19 protein-coding genes are annotated in these 20358 nt (G+C 71.2%); 14 read left to right on the top strand and 5 right to left on the bottom strand.

Annotated features, from left to right (window positions below; translation table 11 throughout):
• Positions 1 to 5 precede the first annotated feature (5 nt).
• The 3 genes from K0H49_RS28425 to K0H49_RS28435 all read left to right on the top strand — a co-directional run bounded on the left by K0H49_RS28425 (position 6) and on the right by K0H49_RS28435 (position 3573).
• Positions 6 to 665 carry a response regulator gene (locus K0H49_RS28425; protein ID WP_183022974.1) on the top strand — a complete coding sequence of 220 codons (660 nt, stop codon included), beginning with the start codon at positions 6 to 8 and terminating at the stop codon, positions 663 to 665.
• Entirely contained in the window at positions 662 to 2002 is a 1341-nt protein-coding gene (locus K0H49_RS28430) for an ATP-binding protein (RefSeq protein WP_219219941.1), read from the top strand. The genes K0H49_RS28425 and K0H49_RS28430 overlap by 4 nt, the downstream gene beginning before the upstream one ends.
• Before the next feature lie 98 nt (positions 2003 to 2100).
• Positions 2101 to 3573: a DegQ family serine endoprotease gene (locus K0H49_RS28435; RefSeq protein ID WP_219219943.1), complete on the top strand. Its 1473-nt coding sequence runs from the start codon at positions 2101 to 2103 to the stop codon at positions 3571 to 3573.
• Between the two features lie 27 nt (positions 3574 to 3600).
• Here the strand turns inward: K0H49_RS28435 and K0H49_RS28440 are convergent, their stop codons facing one another.
• From K0H49_RS28440 to K0H49_RS28455, 4 genes are read right to left on the bottom strand one after another with little or no spacing between them, the layout of a single operon-like run.
• Positions 3601 to 5691, bottom strand: a complete 2091-nt coding sequence (locus K0H49_RS28440) for an NAD(+) synthase (RefSeq protein ID WP_219219945.1) — start codon at positions 5689 to 5691, stop codon at positions 3601 to 3603.
• 56 nt (positions 5692 to 5747) lie between these two features.
• On the bottom strand, positions 5748 to 6797 hold the full coding sequence (locus K0H49_RS28445) for an extracellular catalytic domain type 1 short-chain-length polyhydroxyalkanoate depolymerase (RefSeq protein WP_219219946.1): 1050 nt from the start codon (positions 6795 to 6797) through the stop codon (positions 5748 to 5750).
• 13 nt (positions 6798 to 6810) lie between these two features.
• Positions 6811 to 7230: a CopG family transcriptional regulator gene (locus K0H49_RS28450; protein ID WP_219219948.1), complete on the bottom strand. Its 420-nt coding sequence runs from the start codon at positions 7228 to 7230 to the stop codon at positions 6811 to 6813.
• 42 nt (positions 7231 to 7272) lie between these two features.
• The gene (locus K0H49_RS28455; RefSeq protein ID WP_374122440.1) at positions 7273 to 9582 is read right to left on the bottom strand and encodes an ATP-dependent DNA helicase; all 2310 of its coding nucleotides are present in this window, start codon (positions 9580 to 9582) and stop codon (positions 7273 to 7275) included.
• 287 nt (positions 9583 to 9869) lie between these two features.
• On the opposite strand from K0H49_RS28455, the gene K0H49_RS28460 reads away from it, so the two are divergent.
• Entirely contained in the window at positions 9870 to 10040 is a 171-nt protein-coding gene (locus K0H49_RS28460; RefSeq protein WP_183022981.1) for a hypothetical protein, read from the top strand.
• 75 nt (positions 10041 to 10115) lie between these two features.
• The gene (locus K0H49_RS28465; RefSeq protein ID WP_219219950.1) at positions 10116 to 10274 is read left to right on the top strand and encodes a hypothetical protein; all 159 of its coding nucleotides are present in this window, start codon (positions 10116 to 10118) and stop codon (positions 10272 to 10274) included.
• A gap of 51 nt (positions 10275 to 10325) precedes the next feature.
• Here K0H49_RS28465 and K0H49_RS28470 read toward each other — a convergent pair whose 3' ends face one another.
• Positions 10326 to 11186: a class I SAM-dependent methyltransferase gene (locus K0H49_RS28470; RefSeq protein ID WP_219219951.1), complete on the bottom strand. Its 861-nt coding sequence runs from the start codon at positions 11184 to 11186 to the stop codon at positions 10326 to 10328.
• Between the two features lie 202 nt (positions 11187 to 11388).
• On the opposite strand from K0H49_RS28470, the gene K0H49_RS28475 reads away from it, so the two are divergent.
• From K0H49_RS28475 to K0H49_RS28515, 9 genes are read left to right on the top strand one after another with little or no spacing between them, the layout of a single operon-like run.
• The gene (locus K0H49_RS28475; protein ID WP_219219953.1) at positions 11389 to 12552 is read left to right on the top strand and encodes an alkene reductase; all 1164 of its coding nucleotides are present in this window, start codon (positions 11389 to 11391) and stop codon (positions 12550 to 12552) included.
• Between the two features lie 32 nt (positions 12553 to 12584).
• Positions 12585 to 13748, top strand: a complete 1164-nt coding sequence (locus tag K0H49_RS28480) for an acyl-CoA dehydrogenase family protein (RefSeq protein ID WP_219219955.1) — start codon at positions 12585 to 12587, stop codon at positions 13746 to 13748.
• Between the two features lie 46 nt (positions 13749 to 13794).
• Positions 13795 to 15393 carry an ABC transporter substrate-binding protein gene (locus K0H49_RS28485; RefSeq protein ID WP_219219957.1) on the top strand — a complete coding sequence of 533 codons (1599 nt, stop codon included), beginning with the start codon at positions 13795 to 13797 and terminating at the stop codon, positions 15391 to 15393.
• The gene (locus K0H49_RS28490) at positions 15378 to 16400 is read left to right on the top strand and encodes an ABC transporter permease (protein WP_219219959.1); all 1023 of its coding nucleotides are present in this window, start codon (positions 15378 to 15380) and stop codon (positions 16398 to 16400) included. Before K0H49_RS28485 ends, K0H49_RS28490 begins: the two co-directional genes overlap by 16 nt.
• A complete protein-coding gene (locus K0H49_RS28495; protein WP_219219961.1) occupies positions 16397 to 17317 on the top strand; it encodes an ABC transporter permease in 921 nt (306 codons plus the stop codon). Before K0H49_RS28490 ends, K0H49_RS28495 begins: the two co-directional genes overlap by 4 nt.
• The gene (locus K0H49_RS28500) at positions 17314 to 18318 is read left to right on the top strand and encodes an ABC transporter ATP-binding protein (protein ID WP_219219963.1); all 1005 of its coding nucleotides are present in this window, start codon (positions 17314 to 17316) and stop codon (positions 18316 to 18318) included. Before K0H49_RS28495 ends, K0H49_RS28500 begins: the two co-directional genes overlap by 4 nt.
• Entirely contained in the window at positions 18315 to 19067 is a 753-nt protein-coding gene (locus K0H49_RS28505; RefSeq protein ID WP_219219964.1) for an ABC transporter ATP-binding protein, read from the top strand. The genes K0H49_RS28500 and K0H49_RS28505 overlap by 4 nt, the downstream gene beginning before the upstream one ends.
• A gap of 52 nt (positions 19068 to 19119) precedes the next feature.
• A complete protein-coding gene (locus K0H49_RS28510) occupies positions 19120 to 19716 on the top strand; it encodes a TetR/AcrR family transcriptional regulator (RefSeq protein WP_219219966.1) in 597 nt (198 codons plus the stop codon).
• A 26-nt stretch (positions 19717 to 19742) separates the two neighbouring features.
• A complete protein-coding gene (locus K0H49_RS28515) occupies positions 19743 to 20357 on the top strand; it encodes a cysteine dioxygenase family protein (protein ID WP_219219968.1) in 615 nt (204 codons plus the stop codon).
• Position 20358 lies beyond the last annotated feature (1 nt).

Raw genomic sequence — 20358 nt, forward strand, 5'->3', positions numbered from 1 at the left:
TTCCCATGCGCCTGCTGCTGCTCGAAGACGACCTGATGATCGGCGAAGCCGTGCTCGACCTTCTGCGCGCCGAGCAGTACGCGGTCGACTGGGTGAAGGACGGCGAGGCCGCCGACAGTGCGCTGCGCGCCCAGCAGTACGACCTGGTGCTGCTCGACCTCGGCGTGCCGCGGCGCGACGGGCTCGAGGTGCTGCGCGCGCTGCGCCTGCGCAAGCAGCGCATGCCGGTGCTGATCGCCACCGCGCGCGATTCGGTGCAGCAGCGCATCGAGGGGCTGGACGCCGGTGCCGACGACTACGTGCTCAAGCCCTACGACCTCGACGAGCTGCTGGCGCGCATCCGGGCGCTGCTGCGGCGCGCCTCGGGCCGGGCCGAGCCGGTCTACGAGCACCTGGGCGTGAGCATCAGCCCGGGCACGCGCGAGGTCACGCGCAACGGCGAGCCGGTGATCCTGTCGGCGCGCGAATGGGCGGTGCTGGAGCCGCTGATCGCGCGGCCCGGCATGGTGCTCTCGCGCGCCCAGCTCGAGGAAAAGCTCTACAGCTGGAAGGACGAGATCAGCAGCAACGCCATCGAGGTCTATGTGCACGGCCTGCGCAAGAAGCTCGGCGCCGACTTCATCCGCAACGTGCGCGGCGTGGGCTACATGGTGAACCGGGCATGACGCGCGTCGGTTCCGCGCTGGTGGGTTCGCTGCGTGCGCGCCTGCTGTTCTTCCTGCTGGCGGCCATCGTGCTGGCCGCGGGCACGCAGGCGCTGGTGGCCTACCGCACGGTGCTCAAGGAAGCCGACGAGATCTTCGACTACCACATGCAGCAGATGGCGATGTCGCTGCGCGCCGGGCTGCCGCCCAGCGCCGCGGTGGGCGGCATCGGCAGCGCCGATCAGAACTTCGAGTTCGTGGTGCAGGTCTGGACCGCCGATGGCGAACGCATCTTCGAATCGGCCGACCGCGCCGCGCTGCCGCAGATCGCGGTGCTGGGCTTCGCCGACGTGCAGGCGCGCGGCACCACCTACCGCGTGTACTCGATGCAGGCGCGCGGGCTGGTGATCCAGGTCGCGCAGGACATGGCGGTGCGCCGGCAGATGGCGGGCGCGCTGGCGCTGCGCACGGTGATGCCGGTGGGCCTGATGGCGCCGATCCTGATGCTGGTCGTCTGGTGGGTGGTGAGCCGCTCGCTGGCGCCCGTGGCGCGCGTGCGCACGCAGGTGGCGGCGCGCCAGGCCGACGACCTGTCGCCGGTCAGCGAGAGCGGCCTGCCCGAGGAGGTGAGGCCGCTGGTACACGAGCTCAACCTGCTGTTCGAGCGGGTGCGCCATGCCTTCGAGGCGCAGAAGCATTTCGTGGCCGATGCCGCGCACGAACTGCGTTCGCCGCTGGCCGCGCTCAAGCTGCAGGTGCAGGGCCTGCAGCGCGCGCACGACGAGGCCACGCGCGAGGTCGCGGTCGGCCGGCTGACCGCCGGCATCGACCGCGCCACGCGGCTGGTCGAGCAGATGCTGGCGCTGGCGCGGCACGAGGCCAGCGTGGCGTCCGGCACCGCGGCGACGCCGGTCGACCTGGCGGAGCTTGCACGGCTCGCGATTTCCGACGTGGTGGCGGCCGCGCAGGCCCGGCGCATCGACATCGGCGTGGACGAAGCCTCCGCGGCGGCCACGGTCACGGGCCACGCCGAAGCGCTGCGCATGCTGCTGCGCAACCTGCTGGACAACGCCATCAAGTACACGCCCGAAGACGGTCGCGTCGACCTGCGCATTGCGGCCGATGCAGAGGGGGCGGCCTTGATCGTGGAGGACAGCGGCCCGGGCCTGCCGGCCGAGGAACGCGAGCGCGTGCTCGACCGCTTCTACCGGGCCGGCGCCTCGCAGGCCTCGGGCAGCGGCCTGGGCCTGGCGATCGTGAAATCGATCGCCGACCTGCATGGCGCCAGCGTGGCGCTCGGCGCCTCCGAGCGCCTGGGTGGCCTGCGCGCGGTGGTGCGCTTTCCCCGGCGCGCCTGAAGCCACCGGAAGAGGAGCGACGCTTTAAGCGTTGCCTAAGTCTGGGGGATCACATTCCTTTCATCGTGTTTCACCCCACACCCTCGAAAGGAAACTTCATGAACACCCGACTGACCTCGACCAAAGGCCTGGTGCTGGCGCTGGCGTCCGCCGGCGTGATCGGTGCCGTGGGCGCCGGTGCCTACACCAGCGCACGCGCCGTGGCCCCCGGGCCGGTGGCGACCGTCGTGGCCGCACCGGTCATGACGCTGCCGGACTTCTCCGAGATCACCTCGCGCGACGGCCCGGCGGTGGTGAACATCAGCGTCACCGGCACCACCAAGACCTCCTTCGACGGCAGCCTGCCCAACGGCATGGACCCGGACGATCCGATGGCCGAGTTCTTCCGCCGCTTCCAGGGCCAGATGGGTCCGCGCGGCCGCCAGCCGCAGGAGCGCGAAGTGCCCACGCGCGGCCAGGGCTCGGGCTTCATCGTCAATGCCGACGGCATCATCATCACCAACGCCCACGTGGTGAAGGACGCCAAGGAAGTCACCGTCAAGCTGACCGACCGGCGCGAGTTCCGCGCCAAGGTGCTGGGTGCCGATGCCAAGACCGACATCGCGGTGCTCAAGATCGAGGCGAACAACCTGCCCACCGTGGCCATCGGCAGCACCAAGGACCTCAAGGTCGGCGAATGGGTGCTGGCCATCGGCTCGCCCTTCGGCTTCGAGAACACGGTGACGGCGGGCGTGGTCAGCGCCAAGGGCCGTTCGCTGCCCGACGACAGCTACGTGCCCTTCATCCAGACCGACGTGCCGATCAACCCCGGCAACTCGGGCGGCCCGCTGATCAATACGCGCGGCGAGGTGGTGGGCATCAACTCGCAGATCTACAGCCGCAGCGGCGGCTTCCAGGGGGTGTCCTTCTCGATCCCGATCGATGTCGCGGTGCAGATCAAGGACCAGATCGTGGCCACCGGCAAGGCCAGCCACGCGCGCCTGGGCGTCGCGGTGCAGGAGGTCAACCAGGCTTTCGCCGATTCCTTCAAGCTGGACAAGCCCGAGGGCGCGCTGGTGTCGAACGTCGAGAAGGGCAGCCCGGGCGAGAAGGCCGGCCTGCGTTCGGGCGACGTGATCCGCCAGGTCGACGGCCAGCCCATCGTGTCCTCGGGCGACCTGCCCGCGGTGATCGGCCAGCGCAAGCCGGGCAGCCAGGTGACGCTCGACGTGTGGCGCCAGGGCTCGCGCGTGGAGCTCACGGCCAAGCTCGCCGATGCGGCCGAGAAGGGCACGGCCGTGGCCGCGAACGACGAGGCGACCGGCAAGGGCAAGCTGGGCCTGGCGCTGCGTCCGCTGCAGCCGCAGGAGAAGCGCGAGGCGGCGGTCGAGGGCGGCCTGCTGATCGAAGACGCGGCCGGTCCCTCGGCACTGGCCGGCGTGCAGCCGGGCGACGTGCTGCTGTCGATCAACGGCACGCCGGCCAGCAGCGCCGAGCAGGTGCGTGCGGTGGTCGCCAAGTCCGGCAAGTCGGTGGCGCTGCTGATCCAGCGTGGCACCGACCGGATCTTCGTGCCGGTGAACGTCGGCTGATCGAAGACTGATCGGCCACCGGGCCGGTCAGCGCGGGCCGAGCGGCGCGGCCGCATCGGCCGGCACGCGCTTCAGCTCGGCCAGCCAGACCTCGGGCTCCGAATCGCTGGGCGCGCGCCAGTCGCCGCGCGGCGAGAGCGAGCCGCCCGAGCCCACCTTGGGGCCGTTGGGCACGCAGGAGCGCTTGAACTGGCTGGTCTTGAAGAAGCGATAGAGGAAGGTGTGCAGGTGGCGTGTGATGTCGGCCAGCGCGTACTGGTTGTGTTCCTCGCCCGCCAGCGCCTCGGGCCAGCGGCCCAGCGTGCGGTCGTGCCAGGCGCTGTAGGCCAGGAAGGCCACCTTCGACGGCCGGAAGCCGTAGCGCGAGATGTAGTACAGGTGGAAGTCCTGCAGCTCGTACGGGCCGATGGTGTCCTCGGTGCGCTGGCCCGGCTGCTGGGCCGAGGCATCGCCCGAGGGCACGAGCTCCGGGCTGACCTCGGTGGCCACGATGGCGCGCAGCACGGCGCTGCCGTCGGCGCTCAGGATGCCCGCGTCGGCGACCCAGCGCACCAGGTGCTTGATCAGCGTCTTGGGCACGCTGGCGTTCACGTTGTAGTGCGACATGTGGTCGCCCACGCCGTAGGTGCACCAGCCCAGCGCGAGCTCGCTCAGGTCGCCGGTGCCGACCACGATCGCGCCGTTGTGGTTGGCCAGCCGGAACAGGTGGCTGGTGCGCTCGCCGGCCTGCACGTTCTCGAAGGTGATGTCGTACTGCGGCACGCCGTCGGCGAAGGGATGGCCCAGGTCGGCCAGCATCTGCTTGCAGCTCGGCCGGATGTCGATCTCCCTGGCGCTGCAGCCGATGGCCGCCATCAGCCTGTGGGCCTGCTGTAGCGTGCGGTCGCTGGTCGCGAAGCCGGGCATGGTGTAGCCCAGGATGTCGCTGCGCGGGCGGCCCAGCCGGTCCATGGCCTGGGCGCAGACCAGCAGCGCATGCGTCGAGTCGAGGCCGCCCGAGACGCCGATCACCACCTTCTGGATGTGGCTGGCCTCGAGCCGCTGCACCAGCGACTGCACCTGGATGTTGAAGACCTCCTGGCAGCGCTCGTCGCGCGTGGCGGCATCGGCCGGCACGTAGGGGAAGCGCTCGACCGTGCGGCGCAGCGCGCCGGCCTGCTGCGGGATCGCGGGCAGGTCGAATTCGACGGTGCGCCATTCGCGCAGCGCGGCCGCGTGCCGTTGCGCCGACACGCCGAAGGAGTTCTGCCGCATGCGCTCGTGCGCCATGCGCTCGAGGTCGGCGTCGGCCGTGATCAGGTGCGAGCGGTTGCTGAAGCGCTCGCTCTCGGCCAGCAGCTCGCCGCCTTCGTAGATCAGCGCCTGGCCGTCCCAGGCGAGGTCGGTGGTCGATTCGCCGATGCCGGCCGAGGAGTACAGGTAGGCCGCGAGGCAGCGCGCCGACTGCAGGCTCACCAGCTGGTGGCGGTAGTCGGCCTTGCCCACCGTGATGTTCGAGGCCGACAGGTTGACCAGCACCGTGGCACCGGCCAGCGCCGCATAGCTCGAGGGCGGGATCGGCACCCAGACGTCCTCGCAGATCTCGACGTGGATCGTCAGCAGCGGCAGGTTGCGCGCCCTGAACAGCAGGTTGGCGCCGAAGGGCGCGCGCTGGCCGCACAGTGTGATCTCGGTGGCGATGGCGCTGTCGGCGGCGCTGAACTGGCGGCCCTCGTAGAACTCGCCGTAGTTGGGCAGGTAGGTCTTGGGCAGCACGCCCAGCAGCACGCCGTCGGCCACCACGGCCGCGCAGTTGAACAGGCGATGGTCGGCGCGCACCGGCAGGCCGACGACGGCCACGGTCGGCACGCCGCGCGAGGCCTCGATGACCTCGGCCAGCGCGGCCTCGCAGCCTTCGAGCAGCGCGGTCTGGTGGAACAGGTCGTCGCAGGTGTAGGCCGAGATTCCCAGTTCGGGGAAGGCCACCAGCGCGGCGCCTTCGGCCGCGGCCTCGCGGTACATGCGCACCGTCTCGCGGCCGTTGAACACCGGGTCGGCCACGCGGTTGCGGGGCACCGCCACGGCCAGCCGGGCGAAGCCGTGGGCGTAGGGGTTGTCGAAGGAAAGAGCGGAAGTCATGGGCGTGATCGTATGCGCCCGCGCGCGGCGCGTCAGCGCACGGTCGCCAAGACCGCTCAGGTCGTCGGCAGGTGCAGCGTATGGCCCAGGAAGAAGCGCAGCATCTCGGCGCTGGCGTCGACCCCGTCGGGCGCGGTGTAGCTGCCGCCGGCACTGCCGCCCGACCAGGCATGGCCGGTGCCGTGCAGCTGCCAGTGCTCGACCGCGCTGGCGCCGTCGGCGGCTGCATGGCGCGTGCGGGTGAAGCGCTGGCCTTGCGTGACCTCGGCCGCGCCCGCTGGGCCCAGCGCGCGGCGCGCGGCGTCGGCCACGGCCGTGCCGTTGCGTGCATGCACCGTCGCATCCGCATCGCCGTGGAAGACGATGGTGGGTGGGGCCGGGCCCTCCGTGATCGCCACGGCCGGGCCGCCGCGCATCGCGGCCAGCGCCGACGGCAGGTCATGCGCCGCGCCCGTGGGCAGGCCCGAGTGCACGCCCACCGCCGCGAACAGATCGGGGTGGGTGCGGCCCAGGATGTCGGCCATGGCACCGCCCGCCGACAGCCCGGCGACGTAGACGCGTGCCGGGTCGGCGCCCTGCGTGGTCACGATCTCGCGCGTCAGCGCCGCCAGCAGCGCGGGTTCGCCGCGCTCGCGCCGCTGGTGCTGGGGCTTGAACCAGTTCCAGCATTTCTGCGCGTTCGCATGCTGCGTCTGCTCGGGGTAGAGCACGATCGCGCCGGCCTCGCGCGCCAGGATGTTCATGCGGGTGCCGGTGGCGAAGTCCTGGGCGTCCTGGGTGCAGCCGTGCAGCATCACGACCAGCGGCGGCCGCGGTGCGTCGGCTGCGCGGGCCGGCACGTAGAGCCGGTAGGCGATCTGGCGGCCCTGGTGGCTGAAGCGGTGGGCGCTCCAGGATTCGGAAGGGGCGCGTTCGGCGGCGGGGGCGGGTGCCTCGTCGATCACGCGCACTTCGGCCTCGATCACGTCGTCGACCACCGGGGCCGCGGCGTCGCTGGCGGCATTCCCATGGGCCTGCCGCATCAGCAGCGCAGTCGCTCCCCGCAGGTTGCCCTCGCGGGTGAGGCGGGTGGCTTCGCTCATCAGGTGCTGGAAGTCGGTGTTCATGGTCTGGGCCTGTTCAGTGGATGCGCCCGGCGAGCGCGGATTTGACGGCCGGACTGGCATGCAGGGCGCCCAGGACGGTGAGGGATTCGATGGAGGCGAGCGCGAGTTCGGGCGAGACCTCGGCACCGATGCTGGCCAAGCCGAGCACGCGGATCTGCAGCGTCTGGCCCGCGGCCCGCACGGCCTCGAGGTCGGCGGCCGAGAAGTGCTGCAGGCCCAGCACCAGCGTCTTGCGCGTGACCACCTGGCGCAGTACCTCGCCGTGCGCCGTCAGCTGGTTGCGGATGGCGGTGCGGATGAAGTCGGTGCGGTTGGAATAGAAGCCCTCGGCCACCATCAGGTCGATGTGGCCCAGATCGACATAGCCGAGGTTGATGGTGATCTTCTCGGAGTCGGGGGGCGGCTTGGGCTTGGTGGGGGTGGAGGAGGCCATGCGCCATCCTATCACCATCCATATGGATGGTATACGGCTGTTTTATTCGACCTTCAATCCACTTTCTCCGGAAAAATGCCACCACGCAGGCAGCAGGGCACGCACCTCCGTCTGGTCGAAGCGGTCGTCCAGCAGGTGCAGCACGCCCGCGTCCTGCTCGGTGCGGATCACCCGGCCGGCCGCCTGCACCACCTTGCGCAGGCCCGGGTAGAGGTAGGTGTAGGCATAGCCCGTGCCCTGGCCGAAACGCTGGTCGAGGCGTTCGCGCATGAGCTCGTGGCGCTCGTCGTGGCGCGGCAGGCCCAGGCTGGCGATGAAGGCGCCGATCAGCCGGTCGCCGGGCAGGTCGATGCCCTCGCCGAAGGCGCCGCCCAGCACCGCGAAGCCCACGCCCTGGCCTCCCGCGCGGAAGCGCGCCACGAAGGCGCTGCGTTCGACTTCGGGCATCTGTGCGGTCTGGGTCCAGTTGGGGATGCCGGGGTGGCAGCGGGCGAACAGCGTGCGCGCCGCCTCGAGAAATTCGAAGCTGCCGAAGAAGGCCAGGTAGTTGCCCGGGCGCTGCGTGAACTGCGCGGCCACGCGGTCGACCAGCGGCCGCAGCGCGCGGCCCCGGTCGCGGTAGCGGGTCGAGAGCGCGCTGGCGACGCGGACCTCGAGCTGCGCGGCCTGGAAGGGCGAGCCCACGTCGAGCTCCACCGTGTCGTCCGGCAGGCCCAGCATGTCGCGGTAGAAGGCGAAGGGCGCGATGGTGCCGGAGAAGCAGGCGGTGCTCATCGAGGCGGCGAAGCGCGGCCGCAGGAAGGGGGCCGGCACCAGGTTGCGCACGGCCAGCGTGCAGCCCGCGTCGGCCGAGGGCAACTGGCTCTCGAACACCGAATGGACATCGAGCGCATTCGCCAGCCGCACGAACTGCAGCGCATCGAAGAAGAAGCGCAGCAGCGGCCCGCCGGCCTCCTGCGGCGCCGCGGCGAAGTGCTCGGCCAGCGCCACGGTCGCGTCCTGCAGGGCCTGCTGCAGGCCCTCGGGCACCTGGTCGTGCGGCGCGTAGGCGGCGGCCTGCGCCTGCTGCAGCGTGCGCCACTCGCGCCGCACCCGGGCCAGCGAGGGCCGCAGGCCCGCCGGGGCCGCGGCATGGGCGCTTTCGAGCGCGGGTGCGTCCAGCGTGGCCGAATACATCGCGCGGGCGCGCTCGAGCAGGTTGTGGGCCTCGTCGACCAGCACGGCGACGCGCCATTCCTCCTGCCGCGCGAGCGCGTAGAGGAAGGCGCTGCTGTCGAACCAGTGGTTGTAGTCGGCCACCACCACGTCGCTCCAGCGCACCATCTCCTGCGACAGGAAGTAGGGACACACGGCATGCGTGCGCGCGATGCGCCGCAGCGCGTCGCCGGTCAGGCACTGCACCGTGGCGGCCTCGCTGCGTGCGGCGGGCAGGCGGTCGTAGAAGCCGCGCGCCAGCGGGCAGGCGTCGCCATGGCAGGCCCGGCCCGGGTACTCGCAGATCTTCTCGCGCGCGGTGAGCTCGAGGATGCGCAGCGCGGGGGCGGGCGGGCCGAAGCGCTCCAGCGCCTCGAGCGCGATCGCGCGGCCCGATGTCTTGGCCGTGAGGAAGAACAGCTTGTCGGTCTGCTGCGCGCTCCAGCCGCGCAGCAGCGGGAACACGGTGGCCACGGTCTTGCCGATGCCCGTGGGCGCCTGCGCGATCAGGCAGCGCCGGGCCGAGGCCGCGCGGTAGACGCTCTCGGCCAGTTCGCGCTGTCCGGCGCGAAAGCCGGCGTGCGGGAAATCGAGGGCATCGAGCGCGGCGTCGCGCGCGGCATGGCGCTGCGCCTCCTGCACGGCCCAGGCCATGTACCTGGCGCAGAGGTCTTCAAAGCCTTCGCGCAGGGCCTCGCGCGTGCAGTGCTGGGCGATCACCGTCTCTTCGCCGCTCGCGATCTCGAGGTAGACCAGCGCCACCTCGATCGCCGTCAGCGCGTGCTTCTCGCACAGCATCCAGCCGTAGGTCCGGGCCTGGGCCCAATGCAGCGCGCGGTGGTTCTCGCGGATGGCGTTGACATCGCCGCGGAAGGTCTTGATCTCCTCGACGCGTGGGAGGGCGGGGTCGTAGCCGTCGGCCCGGCCGCGCACCTCCAGCCCCTCGAAGACGGCCGAGAGCGTGAGTTCGCGCTGGTAGTCGTCGTCGCGCCGCGATTGCACCAGCAGGTGGCCGGCCATGCCTTCCTGCGCGCTGGGCGCCGGCGTGAAGCGGAAGTCCAGGTCGCCGGCCTTGGCACCGAAGGCGCAGAGCGCGCGCACCGAGACCCTGCGAAGCAGGGGCGTGGCGGGTGCACCGGACCGTGGAGGCAAGGACATGACTGTATCAATGTACAGTAGTCGAGCGTATTCTCCAAGGCCGCAAACCGTCGCTTTGCGGGATCACGCTGCGAGCAGGCGTCTTTTCCAGCTAAAACGAAACAAAAGACTTGATAGATATTTATGGAAATTCGTCACGAAATGTGTATTCGATGTAACATTTAAGGCTGTCCTTGTCCCAATGCGCGGAAAACTGCCACGCCCCTTTGCTTCGATGCGCTTACAAACGCCCTCTTACATTGGAATTTGGAGCAGTTATGACCGGGTCCGGACGATTGGCGCTCAGCGTGAGTGAACTGGAAGAGGGCGAGTTTCACTACGTCCTGCTGGAGGCAGTCACCATGCCGGGTGAACTGCTGTGTTTCAAGCCGAAGGAGTTCGGCGAACGTGCCCATGACAAGCCCATGGATGCGTGGTTCTCGGGCCTGGGCGCGGTCCGTCGGCTCAACGAGCGCTGACCTTCCCGGGTCGTCGCCGCATGCGGGGGTGTGGGCATGGCTGCCTGCCCGCTGCTTTCTTCTCAAGGTACGGCGATGGATTTCGAATTGTTCGTGGCGTTGTTCTGTGTGATCGGTATCGGATGGTTGACCCTGGTGCCCACCTATCGTGGATGGAACCATCTGGAACGCAGGATGGCCCAGCAGGTCGAGACGACCATTGCGGCGCTCGAGGACGGCGAGCCCAAGCCCTGAGACGGTGTGGTCCCCGGCGCCACGTCGGGCCGCCGCCGATGAGGAGGGCGCTCAGCCCCCGGCTTTGACGAACTTGAGCGTCATGCGGTCGGATTCGCCGATCGCCAGGTATTTCTCCCGGTCCACGGCGCCGCCGCGCAAGGTGGGCGGCAAGGCCCAGACGCCTTGCGCATGGTCATGGCTGTCGCGCGGGTTGGCGTTGATCTCGCTGGCGCCCGCCAGCACGAAGCCCGCCGCACGCGCGCGCTCCACCACCAAATCCTGCGGCACATAGCCGCTCTCGATGACGCGTGCGAGCGAGGTGCCCGGCGCCGCGCGGTGTTCTTCCACGCCCAGCACGCCGCCCGGCTTGAGTACGGCGTGGAAGGCGCGCAGCGTTTCGTCGAAATGGCCGTCGGCGATCCAGTTGTGGATGTTGCGGAACGTCAGCACCGCATCGGCGCCGCCCGGCGGATGGATGTCGGTGAAACCCGCCACCGGCAAGGTGCCCAGCACCACGCGCCGGTAGGTGGCCGGGTCGGCCGCCAGCTTGGCGCGGAAGGCCGCGCGGGCGCGCTGCTGGCCGGGCGAGCCGTCGGCCGGTTCGTGCGCCGCATAGAGCCGGCCCTTCGGGTTCAGGTAGGCCGCCAGGATCTCGGTGTACCAGCCGCCGCCCGGCGCGATCTCGACCACCTGCCAGTCGGGGCGCAGGCCGAAGAAGGCCAGCGTCTCGTAGGGATGGCGTGCGGCATCGCGTGCGCGGTTGGCGGCGCTGCGCTGCGGACCGTCGACCGCGGCGTGCAGGGCCGCATCGGCATCGTGCGCCACGGCCGCGGCGCCGGCCGCCATCGGCAGCGAGGCCAGCGCGGCCAGCACCTGCCGGCGTTGAAGAAGGGCGCCGGAAGCGGCGAGGGCATGGGGCAGGGGGGTCATGGGATGGGCCTTGGCAGAAGCGGGGAAGAGACGGGAACGGGTCGCGGCGCGGCCATCTTTCCACCTTAGCGGAATTGCCATGACCCGGCGCGGCCCATCCTTGGCGGCCGCATATCGACCTGCGCATTCCTTCTAAGTAGACAGACCGTTCTGTCTTATCTTTGCCGCTTCTGCATCCCGCCGGCGACCGCGCCGAAGACCCATGAAGCTGCTCGAACCCCTCGTTCTCGGTGCCCGCGTGTTGCCCAACCGCGCGATCATGGCGCCGCTGGTGCGCGCGCGTTCCGACGCCGACCGCGCGCCGACCGAACTCGTCGACGTCTACTACGCCCAGCGTGCCTCGGCCGGCCTGATCATCACCGAGGGCTGCCACATCTCGCCGCAGAGCACGACCCGCGCGAACGCGTCGGCGCACCACACCGACCTGCAGAACGCGGCCTGGCGGCGCGTGGTCGACGCGATCCACGCGGCCGGCGGCACGGTGTTCCAGCAGCTCTACCACGTGGGGCGCAAGGCGTTGCTGTCGACGCTGCCGCCGGGCGAGCGGCCGGTCGCGCCCTCGGCCATCGAAGCCATCGGCGGCATCATGACGGCCGAGGGCCTGGAGACCTTCCCGGTGCCACGGGCGCTGGAAACCCACGAGATCGGACCGATCGTCGACGACTTCCGCGCCGCCGCGCGCCGCGCCGGCGAGGCGGGCTTCGACGGCGTGGAGATCCTGGCCGCCAACGGCTTCCTGGTCGACCAGTTCCTGCGCGACGAGACCAACCAGCGTAGCGATGCCTATGGCGGCTCGCTCGAGAACCGCGCGCGCTTCCTGCTCGAGGTGGTCGATGCCGCGATCGCCGAGCTCGGGGCCGACCGGGTCGGTGTGCGCATCTCGCCGCACTTCCGCTCCGACCGCATCGGCGACTCGGACCCGGTGCGCACCTTCTCCTACGTGGCGACCGAGCTCGACCGGCGCGGCATCGCCTACCTGCACATGCTCGAGGGCACCACGCACGACGAGGACCCCTTCCTGCCGCTGTACCTGCGGCTCGCGAAGAAGCCCTCGGCCTCGGCCACCGGACCGGGCCCGGTGCCGGGCGACCCCTTCCTCGCGCCGCTGCTGCGTCCGCTGTTCAAGGGCCCGCTGATCCTCAACGGCGGCTACACCCGCGAGACCGCCGAGCAGGTGCTCGCGCAGGGGCTGGCCGATGCCGTGGCCTTCGGCCGCCTCTACATCGCCAACCCCGACCTGCCCGAGCGCTTCCGGCGCAATGCGCCGCTCAACCAGGCCGACCCGTCGACCTACTACAGCGGCGGGCCGCGCGGCTACATCGACTACCCGACGCTGGCCGAGCAGCAGGTCGCCGCCACCGCCTGAGACCTTCCGCCATCTTCTGAAAGCGAACACCCATGGGCCATTCCGATTCCCTGCCGCTCGCGCGCATCAGCGACGAACTGCTGGCCAGCCTGCGCGACGAATTTGCCGCCACCGCGGCCGAGCACGACCAGCAAGCGAGCTTCCCGCATGCCAACTTCGAGCGCCTGGGCGCGCTCAACCTGCTGGCGCTGACCGTGCCGGCCGCGCACGGCGGCCTGGGCGGCGGGTTGGCCGATGCGGCCCGCGTGGTGGGCGCGGTCGGCGGCGGCGAGGCCTCGACCGGCCTGCTGTTGGCGATGAACTATCTGATGCACCACACGCTGGGCCGCAACCCGCCCGCGGGCTACGAGGCGATCGCGCGCGCCGCCGTCGAAGGCCGCGGCGTGCTCAACGCGCTGCAGGCCGAACCCGACCTGGGCTCGGCGATCCGCGGCGGCCTGCCGGGCACGGTCGCGACGCCGCAGCCCGACGGCAGCTGGCGCCTGAGCGGACGCAAGGCCTACGCCACCGGCAGCCCGATCGTGCGCTGGTGGCTGGTGCTGGCACGCACCGGCGGCGACGACGCGCCGCGCGTCGGGACGGTGCTGGTGCCCGGCGATGCACCGGGGCTCAGCGTGGTCCCAACCTGGAACCACGCCGGCCTGCGCGCCACCGCGAGCCACGAGGTGCGGCTCGAGGAGGTGGCCGTGCCGGCCGGCCACGCGCTGGGCTTCCTGCCGCCCGGCGCGCCCGAAGGCAAGGCCCGCCGCGCGGTGATCGAAGTCTGGAACGGCGTGCTGATCGCCGCGCTCTACGACGGCATCGCACGTGCCGGCAGCGACTGGCTGCGACGCTTCCTGCACGAGCGCGTGCCCTCGAACCTGGGTGCACCGCTGGCCACGGTGCCACGGCTGCAGGGCATCGTGGGCGAGATCCAGACCCTGCTGCTGGTCAACCGCACGCTGATCGACGACGCGGCGCGCCGTGCCGATGCCGCCGCCACGCCCGATCCGCTGCATGCGCAGCAGGTCAAGCACCTGGTCACGGGCAACGCGGTGCGCATCCTCGAACTCGCGCTGTCGGCCACCGGCAACCACGGGCTGGACCGCGCCAACCCGCTGGAGCGCCACTACCGCGACGCGCTGTGTGGCCGCGTGCACGCGCCGCAGGCTGACACCGTGTTGCTCAACGCCGGCAAGGCCGCGCTGGGTTTCTGAGCCTCGCGCGATGTCCTCTCTTCTCTTCCCACCGAGTCTTTCACCGATGCGATCCTTTGCTCCGGCGGGCGCCCTGCGCGCGCTCCTCTTGACGACCTTCCTGGCGACGGGGCTGGGCGCCCAGGCCCAGACGCCCGTCCGCGGCGGCACGCTGGTCGTGGTGTCCAACCCCGGCGAGCCCGCGGTGCTGACGGCGGCCTTCAACCAGCAGGGCGCGGTGTCGGCGATCTCGACCAAGATCTTCGACGGCCTGATCCATTTCGGCGAGGATTTCAAGCTCGAGCCCGAGCTCGCGACCCGCTGGGACGTGAGCCCCGACGGCAAGACGGTGCGCTTCACGCTGCGCCCCAACGTGCGCTGGCACGACGGCAAGCCCTTCACCTCGGCCGACGTCAAGTTCTCCTTCGACGAGGTCTGGCGCAAGATCCATCCGCGCGGCCGCGCCACCTTCGCGGCGGTCGAGTCGGTGGAGACGCCCGACCCACTGACCGTGGTGTTCAAGCTGCGCAATCCCTCGGGCGTGGTGCTGCGCGCGCTCAACAGCGGCGAGTCGCAGGTGATCCCCAAGCACCTCTACGAAGGCACGGACATCGTGCAGAACCCGTGGAACGCCAAGCCCGTGGGCACCGGCCCCTTCCGCTTCAAGGAGTGGGTGCGCGGCGACCGCATCGTGCTCGAGCGCAACCCCGACTACTGGGACGCCGGCAAGCCCTACCTCGACCAGCTGGTCTACCGGATCATTCCCGATGCCACCGCGCGCTATGCGGCCTTCGACACCGGTGCGGTGCAGTACGGCGTGCTGATGCCGATCTCGATCAACGACCTCGAGCGCGCGCAGAAGAACCCGAAGCTGCGCGTCGAGTTCCGCGGCTACGACTGGCTGGGCTCGAGCGTCGCGGTCGACTTCAACGTGCGCAAGCCGCCCTTCAACGACGTGCGCGTGCGCCGCGCGGTGGCGCATGCGATCGACCTGCAGGCGCTGTCGAAGGTGACCACGCGCGGCGTGGCCAAGCCCGGCACCTCGCCCGTGCTGTCGACGCAGGGCCGCTTCTATACGAACGACCTGCCGGCCTATGCCTTCGACGTCAAGCAGGCCGAGCGCCTGCTCGACGAGGCCGGCCTGCCGCGGCGCGCCGACGGCACGCGCTTCGCGGTCACGCTCGACTGGCTGCCCTTCGGCGAAAGCTACCTGCGCTACGGCGAGTTCATCAAGCAGTCGCTGCGCCGCGTGGGCATCGAGGTGACGATCCGCGGCCAGGACCTGCCGCAGTTCATGCGCCGCGTCTACAGCCAGAACGACTTCGACTTCATCGTCACGCACCGCACCGCGATGGGCGACCCGCAGATCGGCACCGACCGCGTGTTCTGGTCGAAGACCATCCTCAAGGACGTGCCCTGGTCCAACGGCTCGGGCTACAGCAACCCCGCGATGGACGGCCTGATCGAGGCCGCCCACGAGGCCGCGACCGAGGAGCGCCGCGTCGAGCTCTACAAGAAGGTGCAGCGCCAGGCGCAGGCCGACCTGCCCAGCTTCACGCTGCTGGAGAACCGCATGTACACCATCGCCTCGAAACGCCTGCAGGGCCTGGCGACCGGCTCGGACAGCGCCTACGACTCGCTGAAGAACGCATGGCTCGCGCCCTGAGCACCGACGCCGACGCGGCGCCCGTCGCGCGGACCCGCCGCCGGCCCTATGTGCTGACGCGCGTGCTGCAGATGGTGCCCACGCTGCTGCTGATTTTGCTGACCGCCTTCGTGCTGCTGCAGCTCGCGCCCGGCGACATGGTGCAGGTGCTGGCGGGCGAGGCCGGCGGCGGCTCGCCCGAGTACCTCGCACGCCTGCGCCAGAGCTTCGGGCTCGACCAGCCGCTGCATGTGCAGTTCCTGCTCTACATGCGCAATGTGCTCGATGGCAACCTGGGCTTCTCCTTCCGCAACAACGCGAGCGTGACGGCGCTGATCGGCGCGCGCCTCGGGCCCACGCTGCTGCTGGCCGCGGCCGGCATGGCGGTGGCGGTGGGCATCGGCGTGAGCGCGGGCGCGCTAGCCGCCGCGCGCCGCGGCCGGCCGGTCGACCGGCTGATCGGCATCGCCGCGCTGCTGGTCTACGCCACGCCCGGCTTCCTGCTGGGCATCGGCCTGATGCTGGTGTTCGCGGTGGCGCTGCCCTGGCTGCCGGTGGGCGGCTTCGTCGATGCCTACGGCGTCGACGGCCCGTGGGCGCATGCGCTCAGCGTCGCGCGGCACCTGGTGCTGCCGGCCATCACGCTGGGCGCGCTGCATGCGGCGATCTATGCGCGCTTCACGCGCGGCGCGATGCTCGAGGTCTACGGCCAGGACCATGTGCGCACCGCGCGTTCCAAGGGGCTGTCGGCCGGCCGCATCACGGTGCGCCACGTGCTGCGCAATGCACTGCTGCCGCTGGTCACGGTGATCGGCATGCAGACCGGCGCGCTGCTCAGCGGCGCGATCCTGGTCGAGACCGTGTTCGGCTGGCCCGGCCTGGGCCGGCTGGCCTTCGAGGCCATGCAGCAGCGCGACTACAACCTGCTGGCCGGGCTGATCCTGTGCAGCGGCACGCTGGTGGTGCTGGTCAACCTCGCGGTCGACCTGCTGTACGCCGTGCTGGACCCGCGTGTGAGGCTGAAATGAAGACCACCGAAGGCATCGCCGTCTCCTCCGTCGCGCGGCCCCGTCCGCTGGCACCGCCCGTGGCAGCGCCTCGGCCCACGCTTGCCGCGCGGCTCTGGCGCGGATGGACGGCGTGGCCGCTGTCGCTGAAGATCGGCACCGCGCTGCTGGCGCTGCAGCTCGCGGTCGCGCTGCTGGCCGGCTGGCTCTACCCGGGCGATCCCTTCGACCTTGCGGGGCCGTCCTTCCTGCCGCCGGGCGCCGATCCGCAGTTCCCGCTGGGCACCGACATCATGGGCCGCGACATCGCCGCCGGCCTGGCGCACGGCGCGCGCGTCTCGCTGCTGGTGGGCCTGTCGGCCACCTTGATCGCGACGGTGCTGGGCACCACGGTCGGCCTGCTGGCCGGCTACTTCGGCGGCTGGGTCGACCACCTGCTGATGCGCTTCACCGAGCTGTTCCAGGTGATCCCGCATTTCCTCTTCGCCATCATCCTGGTGGCGATCATGGGCTCGCAGTTGCCGTACATCGTGCTGGCCATCGGCGTCACGAGCTGGACGATGGTGGCACGGCTGGTGCGCGCCGAGACGCTGGCGCTGCGCGAGCGCGACTACGTGAAGATCTGCCAGGTGATGGGCGGCGGCCATGCGCGCGTGATCCTCACGCACATCCTGCCCAACGCCGTCGCGCCGGTGATCGTGGCGGCCTCGGTACTGACCGCGCTGGCGGTGCTGACCGAAGCCGGCCTGGCCTTCCTGGGCATGAGCGACAGCAACCGCATCAGCTGGGGCGGCATGATCGGCGCCTCGCGCGAGGCGCTGCTCGACGCGCCCTACATGACCTTGATTCCCGGCGCGGCCATCGTGCTGGCCGTGGCCGCGCTGAGCCTGATCGGCGACGGTCTGGCGCAGCACCTGCGGCGCGGAGGTGCGTCATGAGCATCGTGCTGAAGACCCGTGGCCTGGCGATCTCCGTGCCATCGGACGGCGGACGCGTCGAGGCGGTGCGCGGCCTCGACCTGCAGGTCGCGCGCGGCGAGACCTTGGCGATCGTCGGCGAGTCGGGCTGCGGCAAGTCGCTCACCGCGCTGGCGCTGGCCGGGCTGCTGCCCGAGGGCGTGCGCGTCGCGGGCGGCGCCATCGAGCTGCTGGGCGACGACGTCACGGCGCTGTCCGAGGCGGCCTGGCGCATGCGCCGCGGCCGCCGCATCGCGATGGTGTTCCAGGACCCGATGGCGGCGCTCAACCCGGTGCTGACCGTGGGCGAGCAGATCGTCGAGACGATCCTGGCACACCGGCCCGTCGGCGCGCGGGCCGCGCGCGAGGAGGCGCTGGCGCTGCTGGCGCGGGTGAAGCTGCCGCAGCCCGCGCAGTGCTTCGCCGCCTATCCGCACCAGCTCTCGGGCGGCATGCGCCAGCGCGTGCTGATCGCCATCGCCGTGGCCCACCGGCCCGAGGTGCTGATCGCCGACGAGCCCACCACCGCGCTCGACGCCACGGTGCAGGCCGAGATCCTGGCGCTGCTGCAAAGCCTGCAGCGCGAGAGCGGCATGGCGCTGGTGATCATCACGCACGACCTGAAGCTGGTGGCGCGCTGGGCCGACCGCGTGACCGTGATGTACGCGGGTCGCGCGGTCGAGGACCGGCGCGCCGATGCGCTGCTCGAGGGCTCGCGCCACCCCTACACGCGGGCGCTGATGGCGGCCCGGCCGCGGCGCCGGCCGGCCGAGGGCCCGCGCCTGCGGCTGGCCGAGATCCCGGGCCGCGTGCCACCGCCGGGCCAGACCGGACCGGGCTGCGCCTTCGCGGGCCGCTGCGGCCTGGCGACGGCGCGCTGCGAGGCCGCGAGTCCCGACGCCCTTCGGCTGGCCGGCGGCACCGTGTGGTGCCATGCCGCGGCCGAGGGGCGGCTCGAGGCGCCGATGGCGGTGGCCGCATGACGGCGCCGCTGCTGTCGGCGCACGATCTGCACGTGCGCTTCGAAGGCCGCAACGGCCGCGTCGATGCGGTGCGCGGCGTGTCGCTGCAGGTGCAGGCGGGCGAGGTGCTGGCGGTGGTCGGCGAGTCCGGCTCGGGCAAGTCGACGCTGGCGCGCGCGCTGATGGGCATGGTGCCCGTCCGCCAGGGCACGCTGGCGCTGGCCGGGGAGGGCGTGCCGCTCGCGGCCGCCGCGCGCTCGCTGGCGCAGCGCCGCCGCATCGGCATGGTGTTCCAGGACAGCGCGGCCGCCTTCGACCCGCGCTTCACCATCGAACGCATCCTGCGCGAGCCGATCGCCCTGCTGGGACGCGGTGCGGCCTCGGCCCCACCCGTCGAGCTGCTCGATGCCGTGGGCCTGCCGGCCAGCCTGCTGCCGCGGCGCCCGCACGAGCTGTCGGGCGGGCAGCGCCAGCGCGTGGGCATCGCGCGTGCGCTCGCGGGCGCGCCGCAGCTGCTGATCTGCGACGAGGCGGTGTCGGCCCTCGATGTGTCGGTGCAGGCGCAGATCCTCAACCTGCTGGCCGACCTGCAGCAGTCGCGCGGGCTCGCGCTGCTGTTCATCACGCACGATCTCTCGGTGGTGTCGTACATCGCCGACCGCATCGCCGTGATGTACCGTGGCGAACTGCTCGAGACCGGCGTGGCCGCCCAGGTGCTGGACCGGCCTTCGCACGACTACACGCGACGCCTGCTCGCGGCGGCCCTATGATTTTGTGCAGCCCACCTTTGCGGCCCGCGCGCCGTTCCTGCAAGCCGAGCCCATGACCTCCACGACTGCCACGACCCCTGCGACCACGCTGCTGGACCACATCATCGACACCGCGGGCGCGCTCTTCTACCGCGAAGGCACCAAGTCGGTCGGCGTCGACCGGATCATCCTCGAGGCCGGTGTCGCCAAGGCCACGATGTACCGCTACTTCTCCGGCAAGGACGCGCTGGTGGCGGCCTGCCTGCAGCGCCGCCACGACCGGGTGATGGAGGCGTTGCGCAACGGACTCGAGAAGGGTCCGGCCGATGGCGTCGCACAGGCGCTGTCGGTGTTCGAGCTGCTGCACGTGAAGGGCGGCTCGCCCGACTTCCGCGGCTGTGCCTTCATGCTGGCGGTGGCGGAGAACGAGACCTCCGAAGAAGTCCGCGCCATCGCACGCGGCCACAAGGACGCGGTGCTGGCGATGTTCGAGGCCCTGCTGCCCGCCGCCTGGCCGAAGCGCGCGACGCTGGCCGCGCAGCTCAACCTGCTCTACGACGGCGCGATGGCGCAGATCCTGATCCAGCGCGATGCCGGCGCGGCCTTGCTGGCGCGCGACTGCGCGGCGGTGCTGCTGGCCGCGGCCGCGAACGGCGCCCGGGCGCGCTGAAACATCGACTTTCTAGAAGAATCCCCATGACCACCTCCTCTTCAACCCCCCCCATCGCGCCGCTGCGCGACTTCGTCGTCGCCTTCGGCCACCTGCTCGACACCGGCCCCGACGAGGCGCGCGTCCTGCACGAGGGCGGCGCGCTGCTGCGCACGCTGGTGTCGCGCGACGACTGGCTGCCGGAGGCCTTCGCGCAGCCGCATCCGGTGCACTACCAGCAACTGCTGCTGCATGCCGACTCGACCGAGCGCTTCTCGGTCGTGAGCTTCGTCTGGGGCCCGGGCCAGGCCACGCCGGTGCACGACCACACGGTCTGGGGCCTGATCGGCATGCTGCGCGGCGCCGAGGAAAGCCAGGGCTATGCCGAGCGCGAGGGCCGCTGGGTGGCGCAGGGCGAGGCGGTCCGGCTGGTGCCGGGCGACGTCGAGGCGGTGTCGCCGCGCATCGGAGACGTGCACCGCGTGCGCAACGTGTTCGACGACCGGGTGTCGGTCAGCATCCACGTCTACGGCGCCAACATCGGCCGCGTGCGGCGCCACACCTACCCGGCCGAGGGCGGGCGCAAGCCCTTCGTCTCGGGCTACTCGAACACCGTGCTGCCGAACCTCTGGGACCGCTCGGCCGAAGTCCGCGCCAGCTGAA

Origin of the sequence: Variovorax boronicumulans (genome assembly GCF_019352895.1) — a bacterium.
GTDB lineage: Bacteria > Pseudomonadota > Gammaproteobacteria > Burkholderiales > Burkholderiaceae_C > Variovorax > Variovorax boronicumulans_A.